Source organism: Streptomyces changanensis, from assembly GCF_024600715.1.
Classification (GTDB): domain Bacteria; phylum Actinomycetota; class Actinomycetes; order Streptomycetales; family Streptomycetaceae; genus Streptomyces; species Streptomyces changanensis.
Genome location: NZ_CP102332.1, coordinates 1,304,699 through 1,325,269 on the forward strand (window position 1 = coordinate 1,304,699; position 20,571 = coordinate 1,325,269).

The 20,571-nt window shown below is 68.5% G+C and carries 14 protein-coding genes and 2 rRNA genes; 6 read left to right on the forward strand and 10 right to left on the reverse strand.

Translation table 11 applies throughout. The features are described 5' to 3' along the window. Positions 1-57: 57 nt before the first annotated feature. The 3 genes from NRO40_RS05755 to NRO40_RS05765 all read right to left on the reverse strand — a co-directional run bounded on the left by NRO40_RS05755 (position 58) and on the right by NRO40_RS05765 (position 6,259). Positions 58-3,177: ribosomal RNA gene (locus tag NRO40_RS05755) — 23S ribosomal RNA — on the reverse strand. A gap of 302 nt (positions 3,178-3,479) precedes the next feature. Then, positions 3,480-5,008 (reverse strand): 16S ribosomal RNA (locus NRO40_RS05760). Together the 16S and 23S rRNA genes form the textbook arrangement of a ribosomal RNA operon. 609 nt (positions 5,009-5,617) lie before the next feature. After that, positions 5,618-6,259 carry a DNA-3-methyladenine glycosylase gene (locus tag NRO40_RS05765; RefSeq protein WP_058943533.1) on the reverse strand — a complete coding sequence of 214 codons (642 nt, stop codon included), beginning with the start codon at positions 6,257-6,259 and terminating at the stop codon, positions 5,618-5,620. A 90-nt stretch (positions 6,260-6,349) separates the two neighbouring features. Here NRO40_RS05765 and NRO40_RS05770 point away from each other — a divergent pair, with 90 nt between their 5' ends. The 3 genes from NRO40_RS05770 to NRO40_RS05780 all read left to right on the forward strand — a co-directional run bounded on the left by NRO40_RS05770 (position 6,350) and on the right by NRO40_RS05780 (position 8,407). Continuing rightward, on the forward strand, positions 6,350-7,132 hold the full coding sequence (locus tag NRO40_RS05770; RefSeq protein ID WP_058943575.1) for a sporulation protein: 783 nt from the start codon (positions 6,350-6,352) through the stop codon (positions 7,130-7,132). Positions 7,133-7,192: 60 nt separating this feature from the next. Beyond that, entirely contained in the window at positions 7,193-7,732 is a 540-nt protein-coding gene (locus NRO40_RS05775) for a YbhB/YbcL family Raf kinase inhibitor-like protein (RefSeq protein WP_058943576.1), read from the forward strand. Positions 7,733-7,885: 153 nt separating this feature from the next. After that, a complete protein-coding gene (locus NRO40_RS05780) occupies positions 7,886-8,407 on the forward strand; it encodes an HNH endonuclease (protein ID WP_058943534.1) in 522 nt (173 codons plus the stop codon). Between the two features lie 63 nt (positions 8,408-8,470). Here NRO40_RS05780 and NRO40_RS05785 read toward each other — a convergent pair whose 3' ends face one another. The 4 genes from NRO40_RS05785 to NRO40_RS05800 all read right to left on the reverse strand — a co-directional run bounded on the left by NRO40_RS05785 (position 8,471) and on the right by NRO40_RS05800 (position 11,856). Continuing rightward, on the reverse strand, positions 8,471-9,244 hold the full coding sequence (locus NRO40_RS05785; RefSeq protein WP_058943535.1) for a sulfite exporter TauE/SafE family protein: 774 nt from the start codon (positions 9,242-9,244) through the stop codon (positions 8,471-8,473). 197 nt (positions 9,245-9,441) lie between these two features. Further along, positions 9,442-10,374: an SPFH domain-containing protein gene (locus tag NRO40_RS05790; RefSeq protein WP_058943536.1), complete on the reverse strand. Its 933-nt coding sequence runs from the start codon at positions 10,372-10,374 to the stop codon at positions 9,442-9,444. Between the two features lie 100 nt (positions 10,375-10,474). Further along, positions 10,475-10,903: an NfeD family protein gene (locus NRO40_RS05795; protein ID WP_058943537.1), complete on the reverse strand. Its 429-nt coding sequence runs from the start codon at positions 10,901-10,903 to the stop codon at positions 10,475-10,477. A gap of 161 nt (positions 10,904-11,064) precedes the next feature. Beyond that, entirely contained in the window at positions 11,065-11,856 is a 792-nt protein-coding gene (locus NRO40_RS05800; RefSeq protein ID WP_058943577.1) for an ABC transporter ATP-binding protein, read from the reverse strand. Between the two features lie 132 nt (positions 11,857-11,988). Here NRO40_RS05800 and NRO40_RS05805 point away from each other — a divergent pair, with 132 nt between their 5' ends. After that, on the forward strand, positions 11,989-12,777 hold the full coding sequence (locus NRO40_RS05805) for a hypothetical protein (RefSeq protein ID WP_058943538.1): 789 nt from the start codon (positions 11,989-11,991) through the stop codon (positions 12,775-12,777). 289 nt (positions 12,778-13,066) lie between these two features. On the opposite strand, the gene NRO40_RS05810 is transcribed toward NRO40_RS05805, so the two are convergent. Together NRO40_RS05810 and NRO40_RS05815 are read right to left on the reverse strand one after the other, a co-directional pair. Beyond that, positions 13,067-13,702: a response regulator gene (locus NRO40_RS05810; RefSeq protein WP_058943578.1), complete on the reverse strand. Its 636-nt coding sequence runs from the start codon at positions 13,700-13,702 to the stop codon at positions 13,067-13,069. Between the two features lie 73 nt (positions 13,703-13,775). Further along, a complete protein-coding gene (locus NRO40_RS05815; protein ID WP_058943539.1) occupies positions 13,776-14,921 on the reverse strand; it encodes a GAF domain-containing sensor histidine kinase in 1,146 nt (381 codons plus the stop codon). A 512-nt stretch (positions 14,922-15,433) separates the two neighbouring features. Here NRO40_RS05815 and NRO40_RS05820 point away from each other — a divergent pair. Beyond that, positions 15,434-16,204, forward strand: a complete 771-nt coding sequence (locus NRO40_RS05820) for a transglycosylase SLT domain-containing protein (protein ID WP_058943540.1) — start codon at positions 15,434-15,436, stop codon at positions 16,202-16,204. Positions 16,205-16,277: 73 nt separating this feature from the next. On the opposite strand, the gene NRO40_RS05825 is transcribed toward NRO40_RS05820, so the two are convergent. Next, positions 16,278-18,827 carry an ABC transporter ATP-binding protein/permease gene (locus NRO40_RS05825; protein WP_058943541.1) on the reverse strand — a complete coding sequence of 850 codons (2,550 nt, stop codon included), beginning with the start codon at positions 18,825-18,827 and terminating at the stop codon, positions 16,278-16,280. A gap of 486 nt (positions 18,828-19,313) precedes the next feature. Here NRO40_RS05825 and serB point away from each other — a divergent pair, with 486 nt between their 5' ends. Further along, positions 19,314-20,519, forward strand: coding sequence for a phosphoserine phosphatase SerB (gene serB, locus NRO40_RS05830; protein ID WP_058943542.1), 1,206 nt, complete (start codon positions 19,314-19,316; stop codon positions 20,517-20,519). The last annotated feature ends 52 nt before the right edge of the window (positions 20,520-20,571 follow it).

Genomic DNA, 20,571 nt, shown 5'->3' on the forward strand with positions numbered 1-20,571 from the left:
TCGTGTGCCGGTGCGACTGTTCGCAACCCGGGAACAACACAGTGGACGCGAGCAACTGAGGACAAGCCCTCGGCCTATTAGTACCGGTCAACTCCACCCATTACTGGGCTTCCATATCCGGCCTATCAACCCAGTCGTCTACTGGGAGCCTTACCCTCTCAAGGAGGTGGGAATACTCATCTCGAAGCAGGCTTCCCGCTTAGATGCTTTCAGCGGTTATCCCTCCCGAACGTAGCCAACCAGCCATGCCCTTGGCAGGACAACTGGCACACCAGAGGTTCGTCCGTCCCGGTCCTCTCGTACTAGGGACAGCCCTTCTCAATATTCCTACGCGCACAGCGGATAGGGACCGAACTGTCTCACGACGTTCTAAACCCAGCTCGCGTACCGCTTTAATGGGCGAACAGCCCAACCCTTGGGACCGACTCCAGCCCCAGGATGCGACGAGCCGACATCGAGGTGCCAAACCATCCCGTCGATATGGACTCTTGGGGAAGATCAGCCTGTTATCCCCGGGGTACCTTTTATCCGTTGAGCGACGGCGCTTCCACAAGCCACCGCCGGATCACTAGTCCCGACTTTCGTCCCTGCTCGACCCGTCGGTCTCACAGTCAAGCTCCCTTGTGCACTTACACTCAACACCTGATTGCCAACCAGGCTGAGGGAACCTTTGGGCGCCTCCGTTACCCTTTAGGAGGCAACCGCCCCAGTTAAACTACCCATCAGACACTGTCCCTGATCCGGATCACGGACCCAGGTTAGACATCCAGCACGACCAGAGTGGTATTTCAACGGCGACTCCACCTGAACTGGCGTCCAAGCTTCACAGTCTCCCACCTATCCTACACAAGCCGAACCGAACACCAATATCAAACTGTAGTAAAGGTCCCGGGGTCTTTCCGTCCTGCTGCGCGAAACGAGCATCTTTACTCGTAGTGCAATTTCACCGGGCCTATGGTTGAGACAGTCGAGAAGTCGTTACGCCATTCGTGCAGGTCGGAACTTACCCGACAAGGAATTTCGCTACCTTAGGATGGTTATAGTTACCACCGCCGTTTACTGGCGCTTAAGTTCTCAGCTTCGCCCCACCGAAATGGAGCTAACCGGTCCCCTTAACGTTCCAGCACCGGGCAGGCGTCAGTCCGTATACATCGCCTTACGGCTTCGCACGGACCTGTGTTTTTAGTAAACAGTCGCTTCTCGCTGGTCTCTGCGGCCACCCCCAGCTCGAGCAGCACGTGCTCTCACCAGTGATGGCCCCCCTTCTCCCGAAGTTACGGGGGCATTTTGCCGAGTTCCTTAACCATAGTTCACCCGAACGCCTCGGTATTCTCTACCTGACCACCTGAGTCGGTTTAGGGTACGGGCCGCCATGAAACTCGCTAGAGGCTTTTCTCGACAGCATAGGATCATCCACTTCACCACAATCGGCTCGGCATCAGGTCTCAGCCTCAATGTGTGACGGATTTGCCTATCACACGGCCTACACCCTTACCCCGGGACAACCACCGCCCGGGCTGGACTACCTTCCTGCGTCACCCCATCGCTTACCTACTACAGGTCTGGTCCGTCGGCTCCACCACTCCCCTTTGCCCGAAGGCTCCAGGGCGGCTTCACGGACTTAGCATCGCCTGGTTCGATATTGGGCGTTTCAAAGCGGGTACCGGAATATCAACCGGTTGTCCATCGACTACGCCTGTCGGCCTCGCCTTAGGTCCCGACTTACCCTGGGCAGATCAGCTTGACCCAGGAACCCTTAGTCAATCGGCGCACACGTTTCTCACGTGTGTATCGCTACTCATGCCTGCATTCTCACTCGTGAACCGTCCACAACTCGCTTCCGCGGCTGCTTCACCCGGCACACGACGCTCCCCTACCCATCCATACGGTCGTTGGACCTCATGTATGAATGACACGACTTCGGCGGTACGCTTGAGCCCCGCTACATTGTCGGCGCGGAATCACTTGACCAGTGAGCTATTACGCACTCTTTCAAGGGTGGCTGCTTCTAAGCCAACCTCCTGGTTGTCTCTGCGACTCCACATCCTTTCCCACTTAGCGTACGCTTAGGGGCCTTAGTCGATGCTCTGGGCTGTTTCCCTCTCGACCATGGAGCTTATCCCCCACAGTCTCACTGCCGCGCTCTCACTTACCGGCATTCGGAGTTTGGCTAAGGTCAGTAACCCGGTAGGGCCCATCGCCTATCCAGTGCTCTACCTCCGGCAAGAAACACACGACGCTGCACCTAAATGCATTTCGGGGAGAACCAGCTATCACGGAGTTTGATTGGCCTTTCACCCCTAACCACAGGTCATCCCCCAGGTTTTCAACCCTGGTGGGTTCGGTCCTCCACGAAGTCTTACCTCCGCTTCAACCTGCCCATGGCTAGATCACTCCGCTTCGGGTCTTGAGCGCGCTACTGAATCGCCCTGTTCGGACTCGCTTTCGCTACGGCTTCCCCACACGGGTTAACCTCGCAACACACCGCAAACTCGCAGGCTCATTCTTCAAAAGGCACGCAGTCACGAGATACAAGCAAGCTTGCATCCGACGCTCCCACGGCTTGTAGGCACACGGTTTCAGGTACTATTTCACTCCGCTCCCGCGGTACTTTTCACCATTCCCTCACGGTACTATCCGCTATCGGTCACCAGGGAATATTTAGGCTTAACGGGTGGTCCCGCCAGATTCACACGGGATTTCTCGGGCCCCGTGCTACTTGGGTGTCTCTCAAACGAGCCGCATGAATTTCAGCTACGGGGTCTTACCCTCTACGCCGGACCTTTCGCATGTCCTTCGCCTATCCATACGGTTTCTGACTCGTCTCACAGCCGGCAGACTGTGAAAGAGAGATCCCACAACCCCGCATGCGCAACCCCTGCCGGGTATCACACGCATACGGTTTGGCCTCATCCGGTTTCGCTCGCCACTACTCCCGGAATCACGGTTGTTTTCTCTTCCTGAGGGTACTGAGATGTTTCACTTCCCCTCGTTCCCTCCACACTGCCTATGTGTTCAGCAGCGGGTGACAGCCCATGACGACTGCCGGGTTTCCCCATTCGGAAACCCCCGGATCAAAGCCTGGTTGACGGCTCCCCGGGGACTATCGTGGCCTCCCACGTCCTTCATCGGTTCCTGGTGCCAAGGCATCCACCGTGCGCCCTTAAAAACTTGGCCACAGATGCTCGCGTCCACTGTGCAGTTCTCAAGCAACGACCAGCCACCCATCACCCGAACCCTTAGGTCCGGTTCACTGGGGCCGGCATCGCAGAAGGGCGAGCAACGCTCGCACCCTCAGACACCCAACAGCGTGCCCGACACCCTCGACCCCTCCTCTGTGTTCCACGCCGAAGCAGTACTGACAGGAAGAGAACCGAGTGTGCCGAATAATCAACGTTCCACCCTTGAGCAACCAGCATCGGACGTACGCCGATGTACTGGCCTCTGACCAGCCGAAACTGGTGAGAAGTGCTCCTTAGAAAGGAGGTGATCCAGCCGCACCTTCCGGTACGGCTACCTTGTTACGACTTCGTCCCAATCGCCAGTCCCACCTTCGACAGCTCCCTCCCACAAGGGGTTGGGCCACCGGCTTCGGGTGTTACCGACTTTCGTGACGTGACGGGCGGTGTGTACAAGGCCCGGGAACGTATTCACCGCAGCAATGCTGATCTGCGATTACTAGCAACTCCGACTTCATGGGGTCGAGTTGCAGACCCCAATCCGAACTGAGACCGGCTTTTTGAGATTCGCTCCGCCTCACGGCTTCGCAGCTCTTTGTACCGGCCATTGTAGCACGTGTGCAGCCCAAGACATAAGGGGCATGATGACTTGACGTCGTCCCCACCTTCCTCCGAGTTGACCCCGGCAGTCTCCTGTGAGTCCCCATCACCCCGAAGGGCATGCTGGCAACACAGAACAAGGGTTGCGCTCGTTGCGGGACTTAACCCAACATCTCACGACACGAGCTGACGACAGCCATGCACCACCTGTATACCGACCACAAGGGGGCACCTATCTCTAGATGTTTCCGGTATATGTCAAGCCTTGGTAAGGTTCTTCGCGTTGCGTCGAATTAAGCCACATGCTCCGCTGCTTGTGCGGGCCCCCGTCAATTCCTTTGAGTTTTAGCCTTGCGGCCGTACTCCCCAGGCGGGGAACTTAATGCGTTAGCTGCGGCACCGACGACGTGGAATGTCGCCAACACCTAGTTCCCAACGTTTACGGCGTGGACTACCAGGGTATCTAATCCTGTTCGCTCCCCACGCTTTCGCTCCTCAGCGTCAGTAATGGCCCAGAGATCCGCCTTCGCCACCGGTGTTCCTCCTGATATCTGCGCATTTCACCGCTACACCAGGAATTCCGATCTCCCCTACCACACTCTAGCCTGCCCGTATCGAATGCAGACCCGGGGTTAAGCCCCGGGCTTTCACATCCGACGTGACAAGCCGCCTACGAGCTCTTTACGCCCAATAATTCCGGACAACGCTTGCGCCCTACGTATTACCGCGGCTGCTGGCACGTAGTTAGCCGGCGCTTCTTCTGCAGGTACCGTCACTTTCGCTTCTTCCCTGCTGAAAGAGGTTTACAACCCGAAGGCCGTCATCCCTCACGCGGCGTCGCTGCATCAGGCTTTCGCCCATTGTGCAATATTCCCCACTGCTGCCTCCCGTAGGAGTCTGGGCCGTGTCTCAGTCCCAGTGTGGCCGGTCGCCCTCTCAGGCCGGCTACCCGTCGTCGCCTTGGTGGGCCATTACCCCACCAACAAGCTGATAGGCCGCGGGCTCATCCTTCACCGCCGGAGCTTTCCACCACCATCAGATGCCTGAAGTGGTCGTATCCGGTATTAGACCCCGTTTCCAGGGCTTGTCCCAGAGTGAAGGGCAGATTGCCCACGTGTTACTCACCCGTTCGCCACTAATCCCCCACCGAAGTGGGTTCATCGTTCGACTTGCATGTGTTAAGCACGCCGCCAGCGTTCGTCCTGAGCCAGGATCAAACTCTCCGTGAATGCTTACCCGTGATCGGGTCGACACTCGCGTTGAGCGGAACCGGGGGGAGGAATAGTCCCCCGTGGTTCACAGCATCCTCGCTGTGTTTTCTACAAAGGAACCTCATCTCCGTGATGGAGACGGGGTATCAACTAATCTGGCGTTGATTTTTGGCACGCTGTTGAGTTCTCAAGGAACGGACGCTTCCTTTGTACTCACCCTCTCGGGCTTTCCTCCGGGCGCTTCCCTTCGGTCTTTCGTGTTTCCAGCCTAGCAGATCCGATTTTCCGTTTCCGCCACCCGCTGGAGCGGGCTGCCGGGCCGTTCTCCGCTTTCGCGTTTCCCTTTCCGGCGGTTCCAACCTTACCAGATCCGTTTTCCGTTCCGTTTCCGGTTCGGATTCCATTCCCGGTGGCCGTTGGGGGCCTTTTGCCTTTCGGCTTCCGCTACGTTAACCGATCATCCGCGGTGCTCATAATCGAGCCCTTCGAAATCCTTTTCGGCAAACCGAAAGGGACCCCATCCGGGGGGATGATCGTTCAGTAGTGGGTTGGCCGCGCCCGGGGTGCCGACACAGCGTGCCCCGGCTCTTACGGCTTCATCGACGTTAGTCGGCTCTCCGCCTCGCGTCAAGTCCCCCGCTTGCGCGGTGCGTGCGCGCGGTAGGGGCTGACCGTCGGGTCCCCGTCGATCCAGAAGCGCCACGGGTGGGTGGCCCCCTCCCCGCCGACGCCGGTGCGCGGGCCGCTGCACACCTGATCGGCGCCGACCGGGCTGCCGGCCAGTACCGACAGGGGCGAGTCCGGGCCCGCGCAGGCGTCCGTGCCGTCCAGGGTGCGGTCCACGTCCAGGGCGGTGGCGAGGCGGGCCGGGCCCTTGGCCAGCTCCCGGTCGTGCCGGGCCGAGGGGCGGTGCCTGCGGGCGAGGTCCCGGCCGGTGCCGATCTCTCCGGCGCGGAGCAGGACTCCACTCGCGGTTCCCTCGGGGCAGCAGACGAGGTTCAGGCAGTGCCACATGCCGTAGGTGAAGTACACGTACGCGTGACCCGGCGGCCCGAACATCACGGCGTTCCTCGCCGTGCGGCCCCGGTAGGCGTGGGATCCCGGGTCGATCTCCCCGGCGTACGCCTCGACTTCCGTGAGGCGGAGTTCGATGGGGCCGTCGTCCGTCCGGCGCACCAGGGTCCGGCCCAGCAGGTCGCGGGCCACCTCCAGTACGGGGCGGTCGAAGAAGTCCCGGGGCAGCGGCGTACGGTCGGGGCTTTCGATCATGTTGTACGAGCGTACCGGGGTGGCGTGCGGAACCGGCTACCGTCGTCCGCGCGTGACGCGTACGTGACGGAGACCGACAAGGAGTGGGACATGGGCTTCAAGAAGATGCTCGCGAGTCTGGGCGCTGGTGGCGCGAACGTCGAGACGGTGCTGACCGAGGCGAACACCGTGCCCGGCGGCGTCGTCCAGGGTGAGGTGCGGATCGAGGGCGGTTCGGTGCCGCAGGACATCCAGGGCCTGTCCCTCGGGCTGCAGGCGCGGGTCGAGGTCGAGGGCGGCGAGCAGGAGGCGAAGCAGGACATCGAGTTCACGAAGGTGCAGCTCGGCGGGGCGTTCACCGTGCAGGCCGGGGCCGTGCACGTCGTGCCGTTCGGCCTGGAGATCCCCTGGGAGACGCCGGTGACGTGCATCGCCGGGCAGCAGCTGCACGGGATGCACATCGGCGTGACCACCGAGCTGGCCATCGCGCGGGCGGTCGACTCCACGGACCTGGACCCCGTCAACGTCCATCCGCTGCCGGCCCAGCAGGCGATTCTCGACGCCTTCGTGCAGCTCGGCTTCCGGTTCAAGAGCGCCGACATGGAGCGGGGGCACATCCGCGGGACGCGGCAGCGGCTGCCCTTCTACCAGGAGATCGAGTTCCTGCCGCCGCAGCAGTACCGGGGGCTGAACCAGGTCGAGCTGACGTTCGTCGCCGACGGGCGGGAGATGGACGTCGTCCTGGAGATGGACAAGAAGGCGGGGCTGTTCAGCGAGGGCAGCGACTCGTTCCGGTCCTTCGTGGTCGGTCTCGACGACTTCCGGTCCACCGACTGGGCCGCGTACCTGAACCAGTGGCTCGCCGACGTCGGTGGGCGCCGCAACTGGCTCTAGGCTCGGTTCCGCGACCGAGGACTCATGCGAATCGGAGGTTCTGACGTGACCCAAGTGAACGTGACCGAAGCGAAGATGGCGCCGCTCCCGCACGACTTCCACCCGCCGGTGCAGTCCTTCACCGTGGTGAGCGACGACGTGGCGCCGGGGGGCGTACTGGCGGACGGGCAGGTGCACGCGAAGGGGAACACCTCGCCGCACCTGCGGTGGGAGGGCTTCCCGGCGGAGACGAAGAGCTTCGCCGTGACGTGCTTCGACCCGGACGCGCCGACCGGCAGCGGCTTCTGGCACTGGGTGCTGTTCGACATCCCGGCGTCGGTGACGGAGCTGCCCGCCGGTGCGGGGAGCCGTGATTTCGCCGGTCTGCCCGAAGGCGCGGTGCACGTCCGCAACGACTACGGGTCGAAGGACTTCGGCGGGGCGGCGCCGCCGCCCGGTGACGGCCCGCACCGGTACGTGTTCACCGTGTACGCCGTCGACACGGAGAAGCTGGGGCCGGACGACAAGGTCTCGCCCGCGGTGGTCGGGTTCAACCTGCGGTTCCACACGCTGGCGCGCGCGCAGCTGATCGGGGAGTACGAGACACCCGCGGAGAGCTGAACGTTCGCTTGCCGTTCGCCCGCTCCTGGCCCGTACGAGGCCGGGGGCGGGCATTTTCTGCTTCCGGATATTGCGTTGTCCCGTCCGGTGCGGCCCCGCCACAGTTGGTCCAGGCGCGTCAGGGGGACGGCCGGCACACGGAGGTGGGCGGACATGCGGGACACACTGGTTCTCAACGCGAGCTTCGAGCCGTTGTCGACGGTGTCGCTGCACCGGGCCGTCGTGCTGGTGCTGCACGGCAAGGCCGTCGTCGAGCACGCCCATCCCGGGCTGAGGGTGCGGGCGGCGGCGGTGGAGCTCCCGGTTCCGCGGGTGATCAGGTTGTGCCGGTACGTCCGGGTTCCGTTCCGAAGACACGCGCCGTGGTCGCGGCGGGGGGTGCTGGCGCGGGACCAGCACAGGTGCGCGTACTGCGGGCGGCGCGCGTCCACCGTGGACCACGTGGTGCCGCGGTCGCAGGGGGGTGCGGACAGCTGGCTGAACACGGTCGCGTCGTGCGCGGCGGACAACCACCGCAAGGCGGACCGGACGCCGGAGGAGGCGGGGATGCCGCTGCTGTTCCAGCCGTTCGTGCCGACTCCGGCGGACGCGATGCTGCTGGCGCTGCGGGCGGGTGAGCGCTCGGAGCTGCCGGAGTGGCTGACCGACCGGTGGGCTCCCGCGGCGGCGGCCTGACGCGTGGTGGTGGGCGGCGGCCCGTCCTCGGTGTGTACCGGGAACGGGCCGTTCGTCATCTCGTCATCGGGTGAGGAGTTGGAGGATCGCCGCGCTGCCGATGACGACGATCAGGACGCGCAGCACCTGCGGGGGAAGTCTGCGGCCTATGCGCGCGCCGAGTTGGCCGCCGATGGTGGAGCCGACGGCGATGAGGGCGACGGCGGTCCAGTCGAAGTGGGCGGCGAAGACGAAGAAGAGCGCGGCGACGGAGTTGACGACGGCCGCGAGGACGTTCTTCGCGGCGTTGAGGCGCTGGAGGGTGTCGTCGAGCAGGATGCCCATGAGGGAGAGGTAGACGATCCCCTGGGCGGCGGTGAAGTAGCCGCCGTAGACGCTGGCGAGGAGCAGTCCGGCGAAGAGGAGGGGACCGCCGCGGTCGCCGGGGGTGGCGGTGCGGCCGTCGCGGTCGCGGCGGCGCTGTACGGCCCGCGTGATGCGGGGCTGCAGGACGACGAGCACGAGGGCCAGGGCGACGAGGACGGGGACGATCGTCTCGAACGCGGTGGGGGGTAGGACCGTCAGGAGGACGGCGCCGCACAGGCCGCCGATGGCGGCGGCGACGGCCAGGCGCAGGACGCGGGGGCGCTGGCCGGCGAGTTCGGCCCGGTAGCCGATGGCTCCGCTGACGGAGCCCGGGATGAGGCCGAGGGCGTTGGAGACGGTGGCGGTCACCGGGGGGAGCCCGGTGGCCAGCAGGACGGGGAAGGTGATGAGCGTCCCCGAGCCGACGATGGTGTTGATGGTGCCGGCGCCGATCCCCGCCGCGAAGACGGCGAGCATTTCCCAGATCGTCACTGTGCCCCCGTGCGGGATCGGTGGTGGATGAACCGATCATGCACGAGGGCGGGGGCGGGAGTCGACCGGGGGCGCCGGTCGGGGTGGGTCGGCCGGTCGCCGTCCGGGCCGGGCCGGCGGTCGCGGCCGGCGGTCCGGGTCCGCCGGGCCGGCCGGGTCCCGTCGGCCGGGGTCGCGTCGGCCGGGGTCGGCCGACGTCAGTCGGTCGGTCGGTCGTCCCGGCGGGTGTCCTTGCCGGTGTCGAAGCCGGGGGCGCCGTTGCCGAGGTTGCCGAAGGCGCCGGAGAGGCCCTTGAGGGCGTCACCGATCTCACTGGGCACGATCCAGAGCTTGTTGGCGTCGCCCTCGGCGATCTTCGGGAGCATCTGGAGGTACTGGTAGGAGAGCAGCTTCTGGTCGGGGTCGCCGGCGTGGATGGCCTCGAAGACCGTCCGGACGGCCTGGGCCTCGCCCTCGGCGCGCAGGGCGGCGGCCTTCGCCTCGCCCTCGGCGCGGAGGATCGCGGACTGCTTCTCGCCCTCGGCGGTCAGGATCTGCGACTGGCGGATGCCCTCGGCGGTGAGGATCGCGGCGCGCTTGTCCCGGTCGGCGCGCATCTGCTTCTCCATCGAGTCCTGGATGGAGGTGGGCGGTTCGATGGCCTTGAGCTCGACGCGGTTGACGCGGATGCCCCACTTGCCGGTCGCCTCGTCCAGGACGCCGCGGAGGGCGGCGTTGATCTCCTCGCGGGAGGTGAGGGTCCGCTCCAGGTCCATGCCGCCGATGATGTTGCGCAGCGTGGTGACGGTGAGCTGCTCGATCGCCTGGATGTAGCTGGCGACCTCGTAGGTCGCGGCACGGGCGTCGGTCACCTGGTAGTAGATCACCGTGTCGATGTTGACGACGAGGTTGTCCTGGGTGATGACCGGCTGGGGCGGGAAGGGGACGACCTGTTCGCGGAGGTCGATCCGGTTGCGGATGGTGTCGATGAACGGGACGACGATGTTGAGGCCCGCGTTGAGGGTGCGGGTGTAGCGCCCGAAGCGTTCGACGATGGCGGCGCTGGCCTGTGGGATGACCTGGATCGTCTTGATCAGGGCGATGAAGACGAGCACCACCAGGATGATCAGAACGATGATGACGGATGGCATCGTGCTCCCCGTGCCCTCGGCTGCCAATGGATGTCGGTGATCGATCTTCCCAGACTGCGGGCCGTCGCGCCGGGCGTTTCCGGTGGTCGAGCGGCTTGCGTCACATGACGAGGGCCGTGGCCCCGTCGATGTCGACCACGTCGACCTGCTCCCCGACCTCGAAGACCTGGTCGGGGGCGTAGGAGCGGGCGGACCAGACCTCGCCGGCGAGCTTCACGCGGCCGCCGGCGCCGTCGACCCGTTCGAGCACGGTGGCTTGACGGCCTTTCAAGGCGTCGACGCCGGAGGCGTGTGGGGGCCGGTCGTCGCGGTGCCGGGCCGCGATGGGCCGCACCACGGCGACGAGGGCGACGGAGACGGCGACGAAGACGACCACCTGGGCCACCACGCCGAAGCCGAGCCCCGCGGTGGCGGCGCCCGCCACCGCGCCGACGGAGAACATGCCGAACTCCGGCATCGCGGTGAGGACGAGCGGGATGCCGAGCCCCACCGCCGCGATCAGCCACCACACCCATGCGTCGATGTCCACGTGGTCATGGTAGGCCCGTGCGGGCACTCGGGGACAGGGCGCGAGGGGCCCGGCGCGCGAAGGGCCCTGCCAGGACCGGCCGTTGGGGCGGGGCGTGACGAACGGGGCACTGGGGGCCGGGCGTCGGGTCGCCGCGGCCGCGGGACGCCTTCGGGCGGGCGTCAGGAGAGCGGCAGGCCCTGGGCGGTGTAGCGGTCGCCGCGGTGCTCGACGACGAGCGGGAGGCCGAAGCAGTGGGAGAGGTTGCGGGAGGTGAGCTCGGTCTCGACGGGACCCGCGGCGAGCACTTTGCCCTGACGGATCATCAGGACGTGGGTGAAGCCCGGCGGGATCTCCTCGACGTGGTGCGTCACCATGATCATGGAGGGGGCGAGCGGGTCGCGGGCGAGGCGGCCGAGGCGGCGGACGAGGTCCTCGCGGCCGCCGAGGTCGAGGCCGGCGGCGGGCTCGTCGAGGAGGAGGAGCTCGGGGTCGGTCATGAGCGCGCGGGCGATGAGGGTGCGCTTGCGCTCACCCTCGGAGAGCGTGCCGAACTTCCGGTCGAGGAAGTCGGACATGCCGAGGCGGTCGAGGAAGGCGCGGGCGCGGTCCTCGTCGACGGTCTCGTAGTCCTCCTGCCAGGTGGCGGTCATGCCGTACGCGGCGGTGAGGACGGTCTCGAGGACGGTCTGGCTCTTGGGGAGCTTGTCGGCCATGGCGATGCCGGCCATGCTGACGCGGGGGCGGAGGTCGAAGACGTCGACCCCGCCGAGCCGCTCGCCGAGGATGTGGGCGGTGCCGCGGGTGGGGAAGAGGTAGGTGGAGGCGACGTTCAGGAGGGTGGTCTTGCCCGCGCCGTTCGGTCCGAGGATGGCCCAGCGCTCGCCCTCCTTGACCGACCAGGAGACCTCGTCCACCAGAGCCCGTCCGTCGCGGACCACGGATACGTCCACCAGCTCCAGTACATCGCTCATGAGCGCGTTGTCTCCCCTTGCGGTCGAGTCTTCGTCGTCGTCGCCCGCGCGGTCCGCCGCGGGCGCGGCGGGCACGGGTTCCCAGGGAAAACCTACGCCACTGGTGGAGGCCCCAGTACCTAGGGTGGGGGCATGCTGTGGGAACCACGTTCAGGACGGTTGGCCGCATGGGGTAACGCCCTGCTGGCCGGTTCGGTGTCGCCGGACGAGGCGGTGGGCGCGATCGTCGGCGACGACGCGCCGCACCGTGTGGAGGGGCTGCCGGGTGAGTCGGCGCCGGTCGGGCTGACGCTGGCGCTGGGCCGGCTGCGGTCGCTGGGGGTGAGCGGATGGCGGGTGGCGCTGCCCGCGCCGGGGCATCCGCTGGGGCTGAGCGGCCCGCCGGAGTTCAACGCGCGGGCGCTCGACGCCGAGGAGGCGGTCGTCGGGTACGGCGCCGGTTTCGGGCTCGTGCCGGAGGTGACGGAGGCGGGTCCTCCGGGGGACGTGCACGTGGAGGTGGTGTGGCACTGCCTGCCGGTGCGGGAGGCGCCGCCCGCGGACGTGCCGTCGCTGGGCGAGGCCGAGCGGGAGCTGGTGGAGGCGCTGCGGGAGGCGATCGTGGTGCTGACGCGGCTGAACGTGGCGGCGTCGGGGCCGGTGGCGGAGGCCGCGCTGGACGCGTACCGGGCGCGGGCGCACGCGGGGGCCGAGCTGCTGGCGCCGGGGTACCCGCCGCGGGCCGTGCGGGTGCTGGAGCTGGCGCGGCGCGTGGCGCTGCTGGTGTCGCTGGCGTACGGGCACGGGCCGGGCGGTGCGGTGAGCGCGTCGGAGATGGCGGCGCGGACGGAGGCCCTGCGGCCGGTGGAGCGAGTGGCCCGGCGGGCGCAGGTGGCCGCGTTCAACGCGTACGTGGAGGAGAGGGAGCGGGGGCGGCCCTGACGCCGGGCGGGTGGTCCTGACCGTCGGCGGGTGGTCCTGACCGGGTGGGCGGCGCCGGCCGTCGGCGGGTGGTCCCGGCGGTACGCGGGGGCGGCTCCGACAGCGGCACGGGGCGCCCTCGCGGTGGCGGGGCCGTCCTTGGCCGGCCGTTCTCGGGCCGGCCGCGCCGTGGCAGGTGGGCCCCGGCCGGCGGCCGGGTGCGCCGCCCCGTGCGCCGGTACCGGCGGGGCCGCCGGTAGCGGCGCGCGGGCGGGCCGCGGGCCGGGGGGGCGCCGTACCGGCGTCGGTGTCAGTCCGTGAGGCCGTGGCGGACGGCCCAGAGGGCGGCCTGGGTGCGGTCCGCGAGGTCCAGCTTCATGAGGATGTTCGACACGTGCGTCTTGACCGTCTTCTCGGAGAGGACGAGCGCGCGGGCGATCTCCCGGTTGGAGCGGCCGTCGGCGATCAGGCCGAGGACCTCCCGCTCCCGCTCGGTGAGGCTGCCGCTGCGGCCTCCGCCGGAGGCGCCGTTCGCCTCCTCCTGGCTCAGCAGTGCGCCGGCCACCTCGGGCTGGAGCAGGACGTGTCCCGCGTGCACCGAGCGGATGGCGCCGGCGAGGGCGTCCGGGTCCACGTCCTTGTAGACGTACCCGGCCGCGCCGGCGCGCAGGGCGGGGACGACCGTGCGCTGCTCGGTGAAGCTGGTGACGATCAGGACCCTGGCCGGGTTGCCGAGCCCGCGCAGCCGGCGCAGGGCCTCGATGCCGTCCGTACCGGGCATCTTCACGTCCATGAGGACGACGTCCGGGCGCAGCTCCTCGGTGCGGGCGACGCCCTCGGCGCCGTCGGCGGCCTCGCCGACGACCTCGATGTCGTCCTGCACCTCCAGGAAGGTGCGCAGTCCGCGCCGGACGACCTGGTGGTCGTCGACGAGGAGGACGCGGATCGCGCGTCCGCGTGCGGCGTCCGCCCCCTCCGCGGGGCGGTCCGTGGGGCGGTCCGTGCCGCCGGCGTCCTGGTCAGCCACCGGGGACCTCCATCTCGATCGTGGTGCCCTCGCCGGGTGCCGAGCGCACGGTGAGTGTGCCGCCGACGCCGCCGGCCCGGTCCCGCATGGAGACAAGCCCGAGGTGGCGTCCGGCGCGGCGGACGACGCGCGGGTCGAATCCGCTGCCGTCGTCGCCGACGGTGAGGCGGGCGCCCTGCCCGTGCCGGGTGAGCCGGACGGCGACCTGCCCGGCCCCGGAGTGGCGCAGGGCGTTGTGCAGGGCCTCCTGGGCGACGCGCAGGAGTGCCTCCTCCTGGGCGGCGGGCAGGGCGCGCAGCCCCCCGCCGTCGAAGGTGACGCGCGCGGTGTGGGCCCGGTCGAGGACCTGCACGTGCGTGCGCAGGGTGTGGACGAGGCCGTCCTCGTCGAGGCCGGCCGGGCGCAGCTCGACGACGGCGGCCCGCAGCTCGTCGGCGGCCTGGGCGGCGAGGGCGGCGACCTGCTGGAGCTCACCCTTGGCGCGGGCCGGGTCGCGGTCGACGAGGCGGGCGGCGGCCTGGGCGGTGAGGCGGAGGGAGAAGAGCTTCTGGCTGACCGCGTCGTGCAGCTCGTGGGCGAGGCGGGAGCGTTCCTCGGCGATGGTGAGCTCACGGCTGCGCTCGTAGAGCCGGGCGTTCGTCAGGGCTATGGCGGCGTGCTGGGCGAGGATGCCGAGGAGCTCCTCGTCCTGCGCGGTGAAGCCGCAGCCGCCGCCCGGGGCGGGGCAGCGCTTGTTGGCGAGGAAGAGGGCGGCGATCGTCTCGTCCCCGTCGCGGACGGGCAGGCCGAGGAAGTCGGACATCTCGGGATGGGCGGAGGGCCAGCCCTCGAACCGGGGGTCCTCGCGGACGTCGGCGAGGCGCTGCGGCTCCTCGTCGTGGAGCATCGCGCCGAGGATGCCGTGCTGGCGGGGCAGCGGGCCGATGGCCTTCCACTGGTCGTCGCTGACGCCGTCCACCACGAACTGGGCGAAGCCGCCGTGGTCGTCGGGGACGCCCAGGGCTGCGTACTCCGCGTCGAGCAGGTCGCGGGCGGAGGCCACGATCGTCTTGAGGACGTCACGGACCTCCAGCTGCCTGCTCATCTCCAGGAGCGCCGTGCTCACCGCGGCGAGGCCGGAGCGTGGTCGATCGGTCATGCGTTCACGTTACCCACGGGGGATGACCCTCCGTATCCGCCTGTGGACGGCGGCGCGTAGGGCCACGGGCCTAGGTCCTTGTACCGGGGCGGGCCGGAGTCCCGCCGGCCGCCCGCCGGAGGCCGTCCAGGAGTCCGCCGGGGGCCGTTGCCGGGCCCGTTCCTCAGCGCTGCCGGCGGTCCGCTCGGAGGGCCGCCGGCGCCCTCACCCAGTGCATTGCCCGCGCAACTCGCGGTGAGGTCACTCCGGGCCCGATGTGAGCCCGCGCATAGGACCCAGGTCACTTACGACTGCGCCTAGTAGCCCGGATAAGGATCGGATCAGTGCTGGTCGGGAGTGTGCGTGGTGTGCGGTGACGCGTCACGCCACAGCCGCTGATCCACTACCCGGGGTCGTACGTCACACCTTTGCCTAGCGATTTTGCGGCCGCTAAGAATTGCAGCCGTCGCCCGCCGAGCCAGGCGCAACGCCGCCCGGCGTGCGACTTCCGCGATTCGAAGAGGTACGACTGTATGTTCCCGTCCAGCACCCCTGGTCTCAGCCGTCTCAAGAAGAACCAGAAGCTCTCCCTCGCCGGCGTCGCCGTCATCGGCGCCGCAGCCGTCTCCCTCACCCTCGTGCCGGGCAACGCCACGGCCGAGGCGGAGGTCAAGGAGGTGGCCGCCGCTCCGGCCGCCGCCTGGAGCGGCTACCGGACCGCGGAGCTGCAGGCCGGCATCGCCGGGCAGAAGACGGCGTTCGAGCTGAAGGCCGCGGCCGACGCGAAGGCCGAGGCCGCCGCCAAGGCGAAGGCGGCCGCCGCGGTCAAGGCGAAGGCCGAGGCCCAGGCGAAGGCGAAGGCCCAGGCGAAGGCCAAGGCGGCCGCCGCCGCGAAGGCCAAGGCGAAGGCACAGGCCGAGGCGGAGCGGCGCGCCGCCGTGAAGGCCGCCGCGAGCCGCGCCGCCGCCCGTACGCCGGTGTTCGCCGACAACCTCGACGGCTGGATCCGCGAGGCGCTCCACATCATGAAGAAGCACGACATCCCGGGTACCTACGAGGGCATCCACCGCAACATCATCCGGGAGTCCAGCGGCAACCCGAGCGCGATCAACAACTGGGACATCAACGCCAAGAACGGCGTCCCCTCGATCGGCCTGCTCCAGGTCATCAAGCCGACGTTCGACGCGTACCACGTCCCCGGCACCAAGAAGAGCCAGTGGGACCCGGTCGCCAACATCGTCGCCGCCTGCAACTACGCGGCCGACCGCTACGGCTCGATGGACAACGTCAACAGCGCCTACTGAGCCGCGCCGGACAGCGCGACGAAAGGGCGGCACCCCGTGCGGGGTGCCGCCCTTCACGCGCGCGTGGCGCCGGTCACTTGCGCATGACCTCGGGCTCGTGGCGCCGCAGCAGCCGCGCCACCACGAAGCCGAGGGCCACGGCCATGGCGAGCAGGACCGCGAGGTTCATGCCCCACTGGCCGGCGGTGTGGTCCCACAGCGGGTCGAAGTCGGTCGGGTTCTTGTGGTCCCACGGCGGCATCAGGTGCGCCAGGTCGAGCGTCGCACCCGCGCCGGCGATGGCCCAGCGGGACGGCATGAGCCAGGCGAACTGCTCCAGGCCGGGCGAGCCGTACACCTTGAAGAGGATGCCGGTGAAGACGACCTGCACGATGGCGAACATGACCAGCAGCGGCATGGTCTTCTCGGCGGTCTTCACCAGCGACGAGATGACCAGGCCGACCATCATCGAGGTCAGGCCGAGCGCGATCACGACGACGCACAGCTCGACGGCCGGCGGCATGATCAGGCCCTCGGCGGGGAGCTCGCGCGGAATGAAGCCGAGTGCGCAGATGATCACGCCCTGGAATGCCGTGATGAGGCCGAGGACGATCACCTTGGACATCAGGTACGCCGAGCGGGACAGGCCGGTGGCCCGCTCCCGCTCGTAGATGACCCGTTCCTTGATCAGCTCTCGGACGGAGTTCGCGGCGCCCGAGAAGCACATGCCGACCGCGAGGATCAGCATGATCGTGCCCGCGTCGCCGTTGAACCGCGACGGCGGGGTGGGCGGGGCCAGGCCGAAGTCGGCGGGGATGACGACGGAGACCGCGCCGAGCACCGCCGGGAGCATCACCATCAGACCCAGGAAGCCCTTGTCGGAGGCGATCACCGAGACGTAGCGGCGGATCAGGGTCCACAGCTGGGAGCCCCAGCTCTGCGGCTTGGGCGGCCTGGCCGCGGACTGCACCGGCATCTGGACCGGCTGCGCGGCGACGGCGTCGATGTCCGCCGCGTACAGCTGGTAGTGCTGGGAGCCCTTCCAGCGGCCGGCCCAGTCGTAGTCGCGGTAGTTCTCGAACGCGGAGAAGACGTCCGCCCACGTCTCGTACCCGAAGAAGTTCAGCGCCTCCTCGGGGGGCCCGAAGTAGGCCACCGAACCGCCGGGCGCCATCACGAGCAGCTTGTCGCACAGGCCGAGCTCGGCGACCGAGTGGGTGACGACGAGGACCGTGCGGCCGTCGTCGGCCAGGCCGCGCAGCAGCTGCATGACGTCGCGGTCCATGCCCGGGTCGAGGCCGGAGGTCGGCTCGTCCAGGAAGATCAGGGACGGCTTGGTCAGCAGCTCCAGGGCGACGGAGACGCGCTTGCGCTGGCCACCGGAGAGGGAGGTGACCTTCTTCTCCTTGTGGATGTCGAGCTTGAGCTCGCGCAGCACCTCGTCGATGCGGGCCTCGCGCTCGGCCGTCGCGGTGTCGCCGGGGAAGCGGAGCTTCGCGGCGTAGCGCAGGGCCTTCTGGACGGTCAGCTCCTTGTGGAGGATGTCGTCCTGCGGGACCAGGCCGATGCGCTGGCGCAGCTCGGCGAACTGCTTGTAGAGGCTGCGGTTGTCGTACAGGACGTCGCCCTGGTCGGCGGGGCGGTAGCCGGTCAGCGCCTTGAGGAGCGTCGACTTGCCGGAGCCCGACGGGCCGATGACGCCGATCAGCGACTTCTCCGGGACGCCGAACGAGACGTCCTTCAGGATCTGCTTGCCGCCGTCGACGGTGACCGTGAGGTGGCGGGCCGAGAAGGAGACCTCGCCGGTGTCGACGAACTCCTCGAGGCGGTCGCCGACGATCCGGAACGTCGAGTGACCTACACCCACGATGTCGTTCGGGCCGATGAGGACGGTGCCCGACTTGGTCATCGGCTGACCGTTGACGTACGTGCCGTTGTGCGAGCCGAGGTCGCGCAGCTCGAAGCGGCCGTCGGGGTGCGCGGTGAACTCGGCGTGGTGGCGCGAGACCTGGAGGTCGGAGACGACCAGTTCGTTCTCGAGGGCACGGCCGATGCGCATGACCCGGCCCAGGGCCAGCTGGTGGAACGTGGTGGGGCTGCGGTCCCCGTGGGCCGCGGGCCCCTGGTGGGCGGGCGCCGGTGCCTGGTGGACGACGGGTGCCTGGTGCGAGGGCGCCTGGTGGGCGGCGGGTCCCTGCTGGTGCGGGATCTGCTGCTGGGGCTGCTGCTGCCAGCCACCCTGCTGCGGCTGCTGGTGCTGCTGCGGGGCCTGCTGACCCGGCCACGCCTGCTGCTGGGCCTGCGGCGCCTGGGCGTTGTACGCGCCGGCGGGCGCCGCCGCGGCGGGCGCGGCCGCCCCGGCGAAATCGAGCCGGGGGCCGTCGGTGGCGTTGCCCAGGTGCACGGTGGCACCCGGGCCGATTTCCATCTGGTGGATCCGCTGCCCCTGCACGTAAGTGCCGTTCGTGGAGCCGTGGTCCTCGATGACCCAACTGCGGCCACCCCAGCTCACCGTGGCGTGCCGCCACGAGACTCTGGCGTCGTCGATCACCACGTCACCCTGCGGGTCCCGCCCGAGGGTGTACGACCTGGACGGATCGAGGGTCCAGGTCCTTCCGTTCAGTTCCAGTACGAGTTCCGGCACTCCATGCCCCACGTTGTTGTCCCCCGAGCTCCCCCGTCGCTGGGAGTCTGGGGATGGCGAATCATCGAGGGGGAACTATTTCAGGACCGGTCCCCGATCCGAAAGTCGGGCAGTGTGAAGACCGTGCACGGGGCCGTGACGGCCGCGCCGGCGCGGTCGGTCGCAGGCGGAGAAACCCTCCTTCTTGGCCACACACCCGCCTACACGCCCCTGATGGCCCGACATCGGGACAAGCCGCCGCATAGGAGGGGTTCCTGACGAGAAAGGACCGCGCGCGGGGCCCGGAAGGGCGAGTTGCAGCCATCGGGAGGGGCCGGTGTGATCCTGGACTCCCCCGGCCGGCCGGCGGGGCCCCCTGAGGCGGAGGCCCGGGGAGGGCGGGGCGGCCGAGGACCGGGGCGGCCGTGCCCGGGGGCGCGCACGGGGTGTCCGCAGGGCGGGACGGGGGCGGCTCGGGCGGGGCGGGGCCGATACGGTGGAAGGACCATGAGCGCATCACAGACCTCTGACGTCCCCACCCTTCTCGTCAAGATCTTCGGGAAGGACCGTCCGGGAATCACCGCCGGGCTGTTCGACACCCTCGCCGCGTTCGCCGTCGACGTCGTCGACATCGAGCAGGTCGTCACCCGTGGCCGCATCGTCCTGTGCGCCCTCGTCACCGAGCCGACCGTGAGCACGGAGGGCGAGCTGCGGGCCACCGTGCACAGCTGGGCGGAGTCGCTGAAGCTCCAGGCGGAGATCATCTCCGGGACCGGGGACAACCGGCCGCGCGGCCACGGCCGCTCCCACGTGACCGTGCTCGGCAACCCGCTGACCGCCGAGAACACGGCGGCCATAGCGGCCGCCATCACCCGTACCGGCGGCAACGTCGACCGGGTCTTCCGGCTGGCCAAGTACCCGGTGACCGCCGTGGAGTTCGCCGTGTCGGGCGTGCAGACGGAGCCCCTGCGGACGGTGCTCGCCACCGAGGCGCACTCGCTCGGCGTGGACGTGGCCGTGGTGTCGGCTGGCCTGCACCGGCGGGCGCAGCGGCTGGTGGTCATGGACGTCGACTCCACGCTCATCCAGGACGAGGTCATCGAGCTGTTCGCCGCCCACGCGGGGTGCGAGGACCAGGTCGCGGAGATCACCGCCGCGGCGATGCGCGGTGAGCTGGACTTCGAGCAGTCGCTGCACGCGCGCGTGGCGCTGCTGGAGGGGCTGGACGAGTCGGTCGTCGACAAGGTGCGGGCCGAGGTGCGGCTGACGCCGGGGGCGCGGACCCTGATCCGCACGCTGAAGCGGCTCGGTTACCAGGTGGGTGTGGTGTCGGGTGGGTTCACTCAGGTCACGGACGACCTGAAGGTGCGGCTCGGGCTGGACTTCGCCTCCGCCAACACGCTGGAGATCGTCGACGGCCGGCTGACCGGCCGGGTCACCGGGGAGATCGTGGACCGGGCGGGCAAGGCGCGGCTGCTGCGCCGGTTCGCCGCGGAGGCGGGCGTCCCCCTGGCGCAGACCGTGGCGGTCGGTGACGGGGCGAACGACCTGGACATGCTGAACGCGGCCGGCCTCGGAGTGGCCTTCAACGCCAAGCCCGTGGTGCGCGAGGCGGCCGACACGGCGGTGAACGTACCGTTCCTGGACACCGTCCTGTACCTGCTGGGCGTCACCCGGGAAGAGGTCGAGGCGGCCGACGCCCACGTGGACTGACCCTCCCCGGCCGTCCTCCCCTGCATCCCCCGGCCGTCCCCACCCGGCGGCC

Bases quoted from the DNA above. Each gene is read 5' to 3' on its own strand.
- NRO40_RS05805 (WP_058943538.1), top strand. From the start codon at position 11,989: ATGCTGTGGGAACCACGTTCAGGACGGTTGGCCGCATGGGGTAACGCC.
- NRO40_RS05815 (WP_058943539.1), bottom strand. From the start codon at position 14,921: ATGACCGATCGACCACGCTCCGGCCTCGCCGCGGTGAGCACGGCGCTC.
- NRO40_RS05765 (WP_058943533.1), bottom strand. From the start codon at position 6,259: ATGATCGAAAGCCCCGACCGTACGCCGCTGCCCCGGGACTTCTTCGAC.
- NRO40_RS05770 (WP_058943575.1), top strand. From the start codon at position 6,350: ATGGGCTTCAAGAAGATGCTCGCGAGTCTGGGCGCTGGTGGCGCGAAC.
- NRO40_RS05780 (WP_058943534.1), top strand. From the start codon at position 7,886: ATGCGGGACACACTGGTTCTCAACGCGAGCTTCGAGCCGTTGTCGACG.
- serB (WP_058943542.1), top strand. From the start codon at position 19,314: ATGAGCGCATCACAGACCTCTGACGTCCCCACCCTTCTCGTCAAGATC.
- NRO40_RS05800 (WP_058943577.1), bottom strand. From the start codon at position 11,856: ATGAGCGATGTACTGGAGCTGGTGGACGTATCCGTGGTCCGCGACGGA.
- NRO40_RS05790 (WP_058943536.1), bottom strand. From the start codon at position 10,374: ATGCCATCCGTCATCATCGTTCTGATCATCCTGGTGGTGCTCGTCTTC.
- NRO40_RS05820 (WP_058943540.1), top strand. From the start codon at position 15,434: ATGTTCCCGTCCAGCACCCCTGGTCTCAGCCGTCTCAAGAAGAACCAG.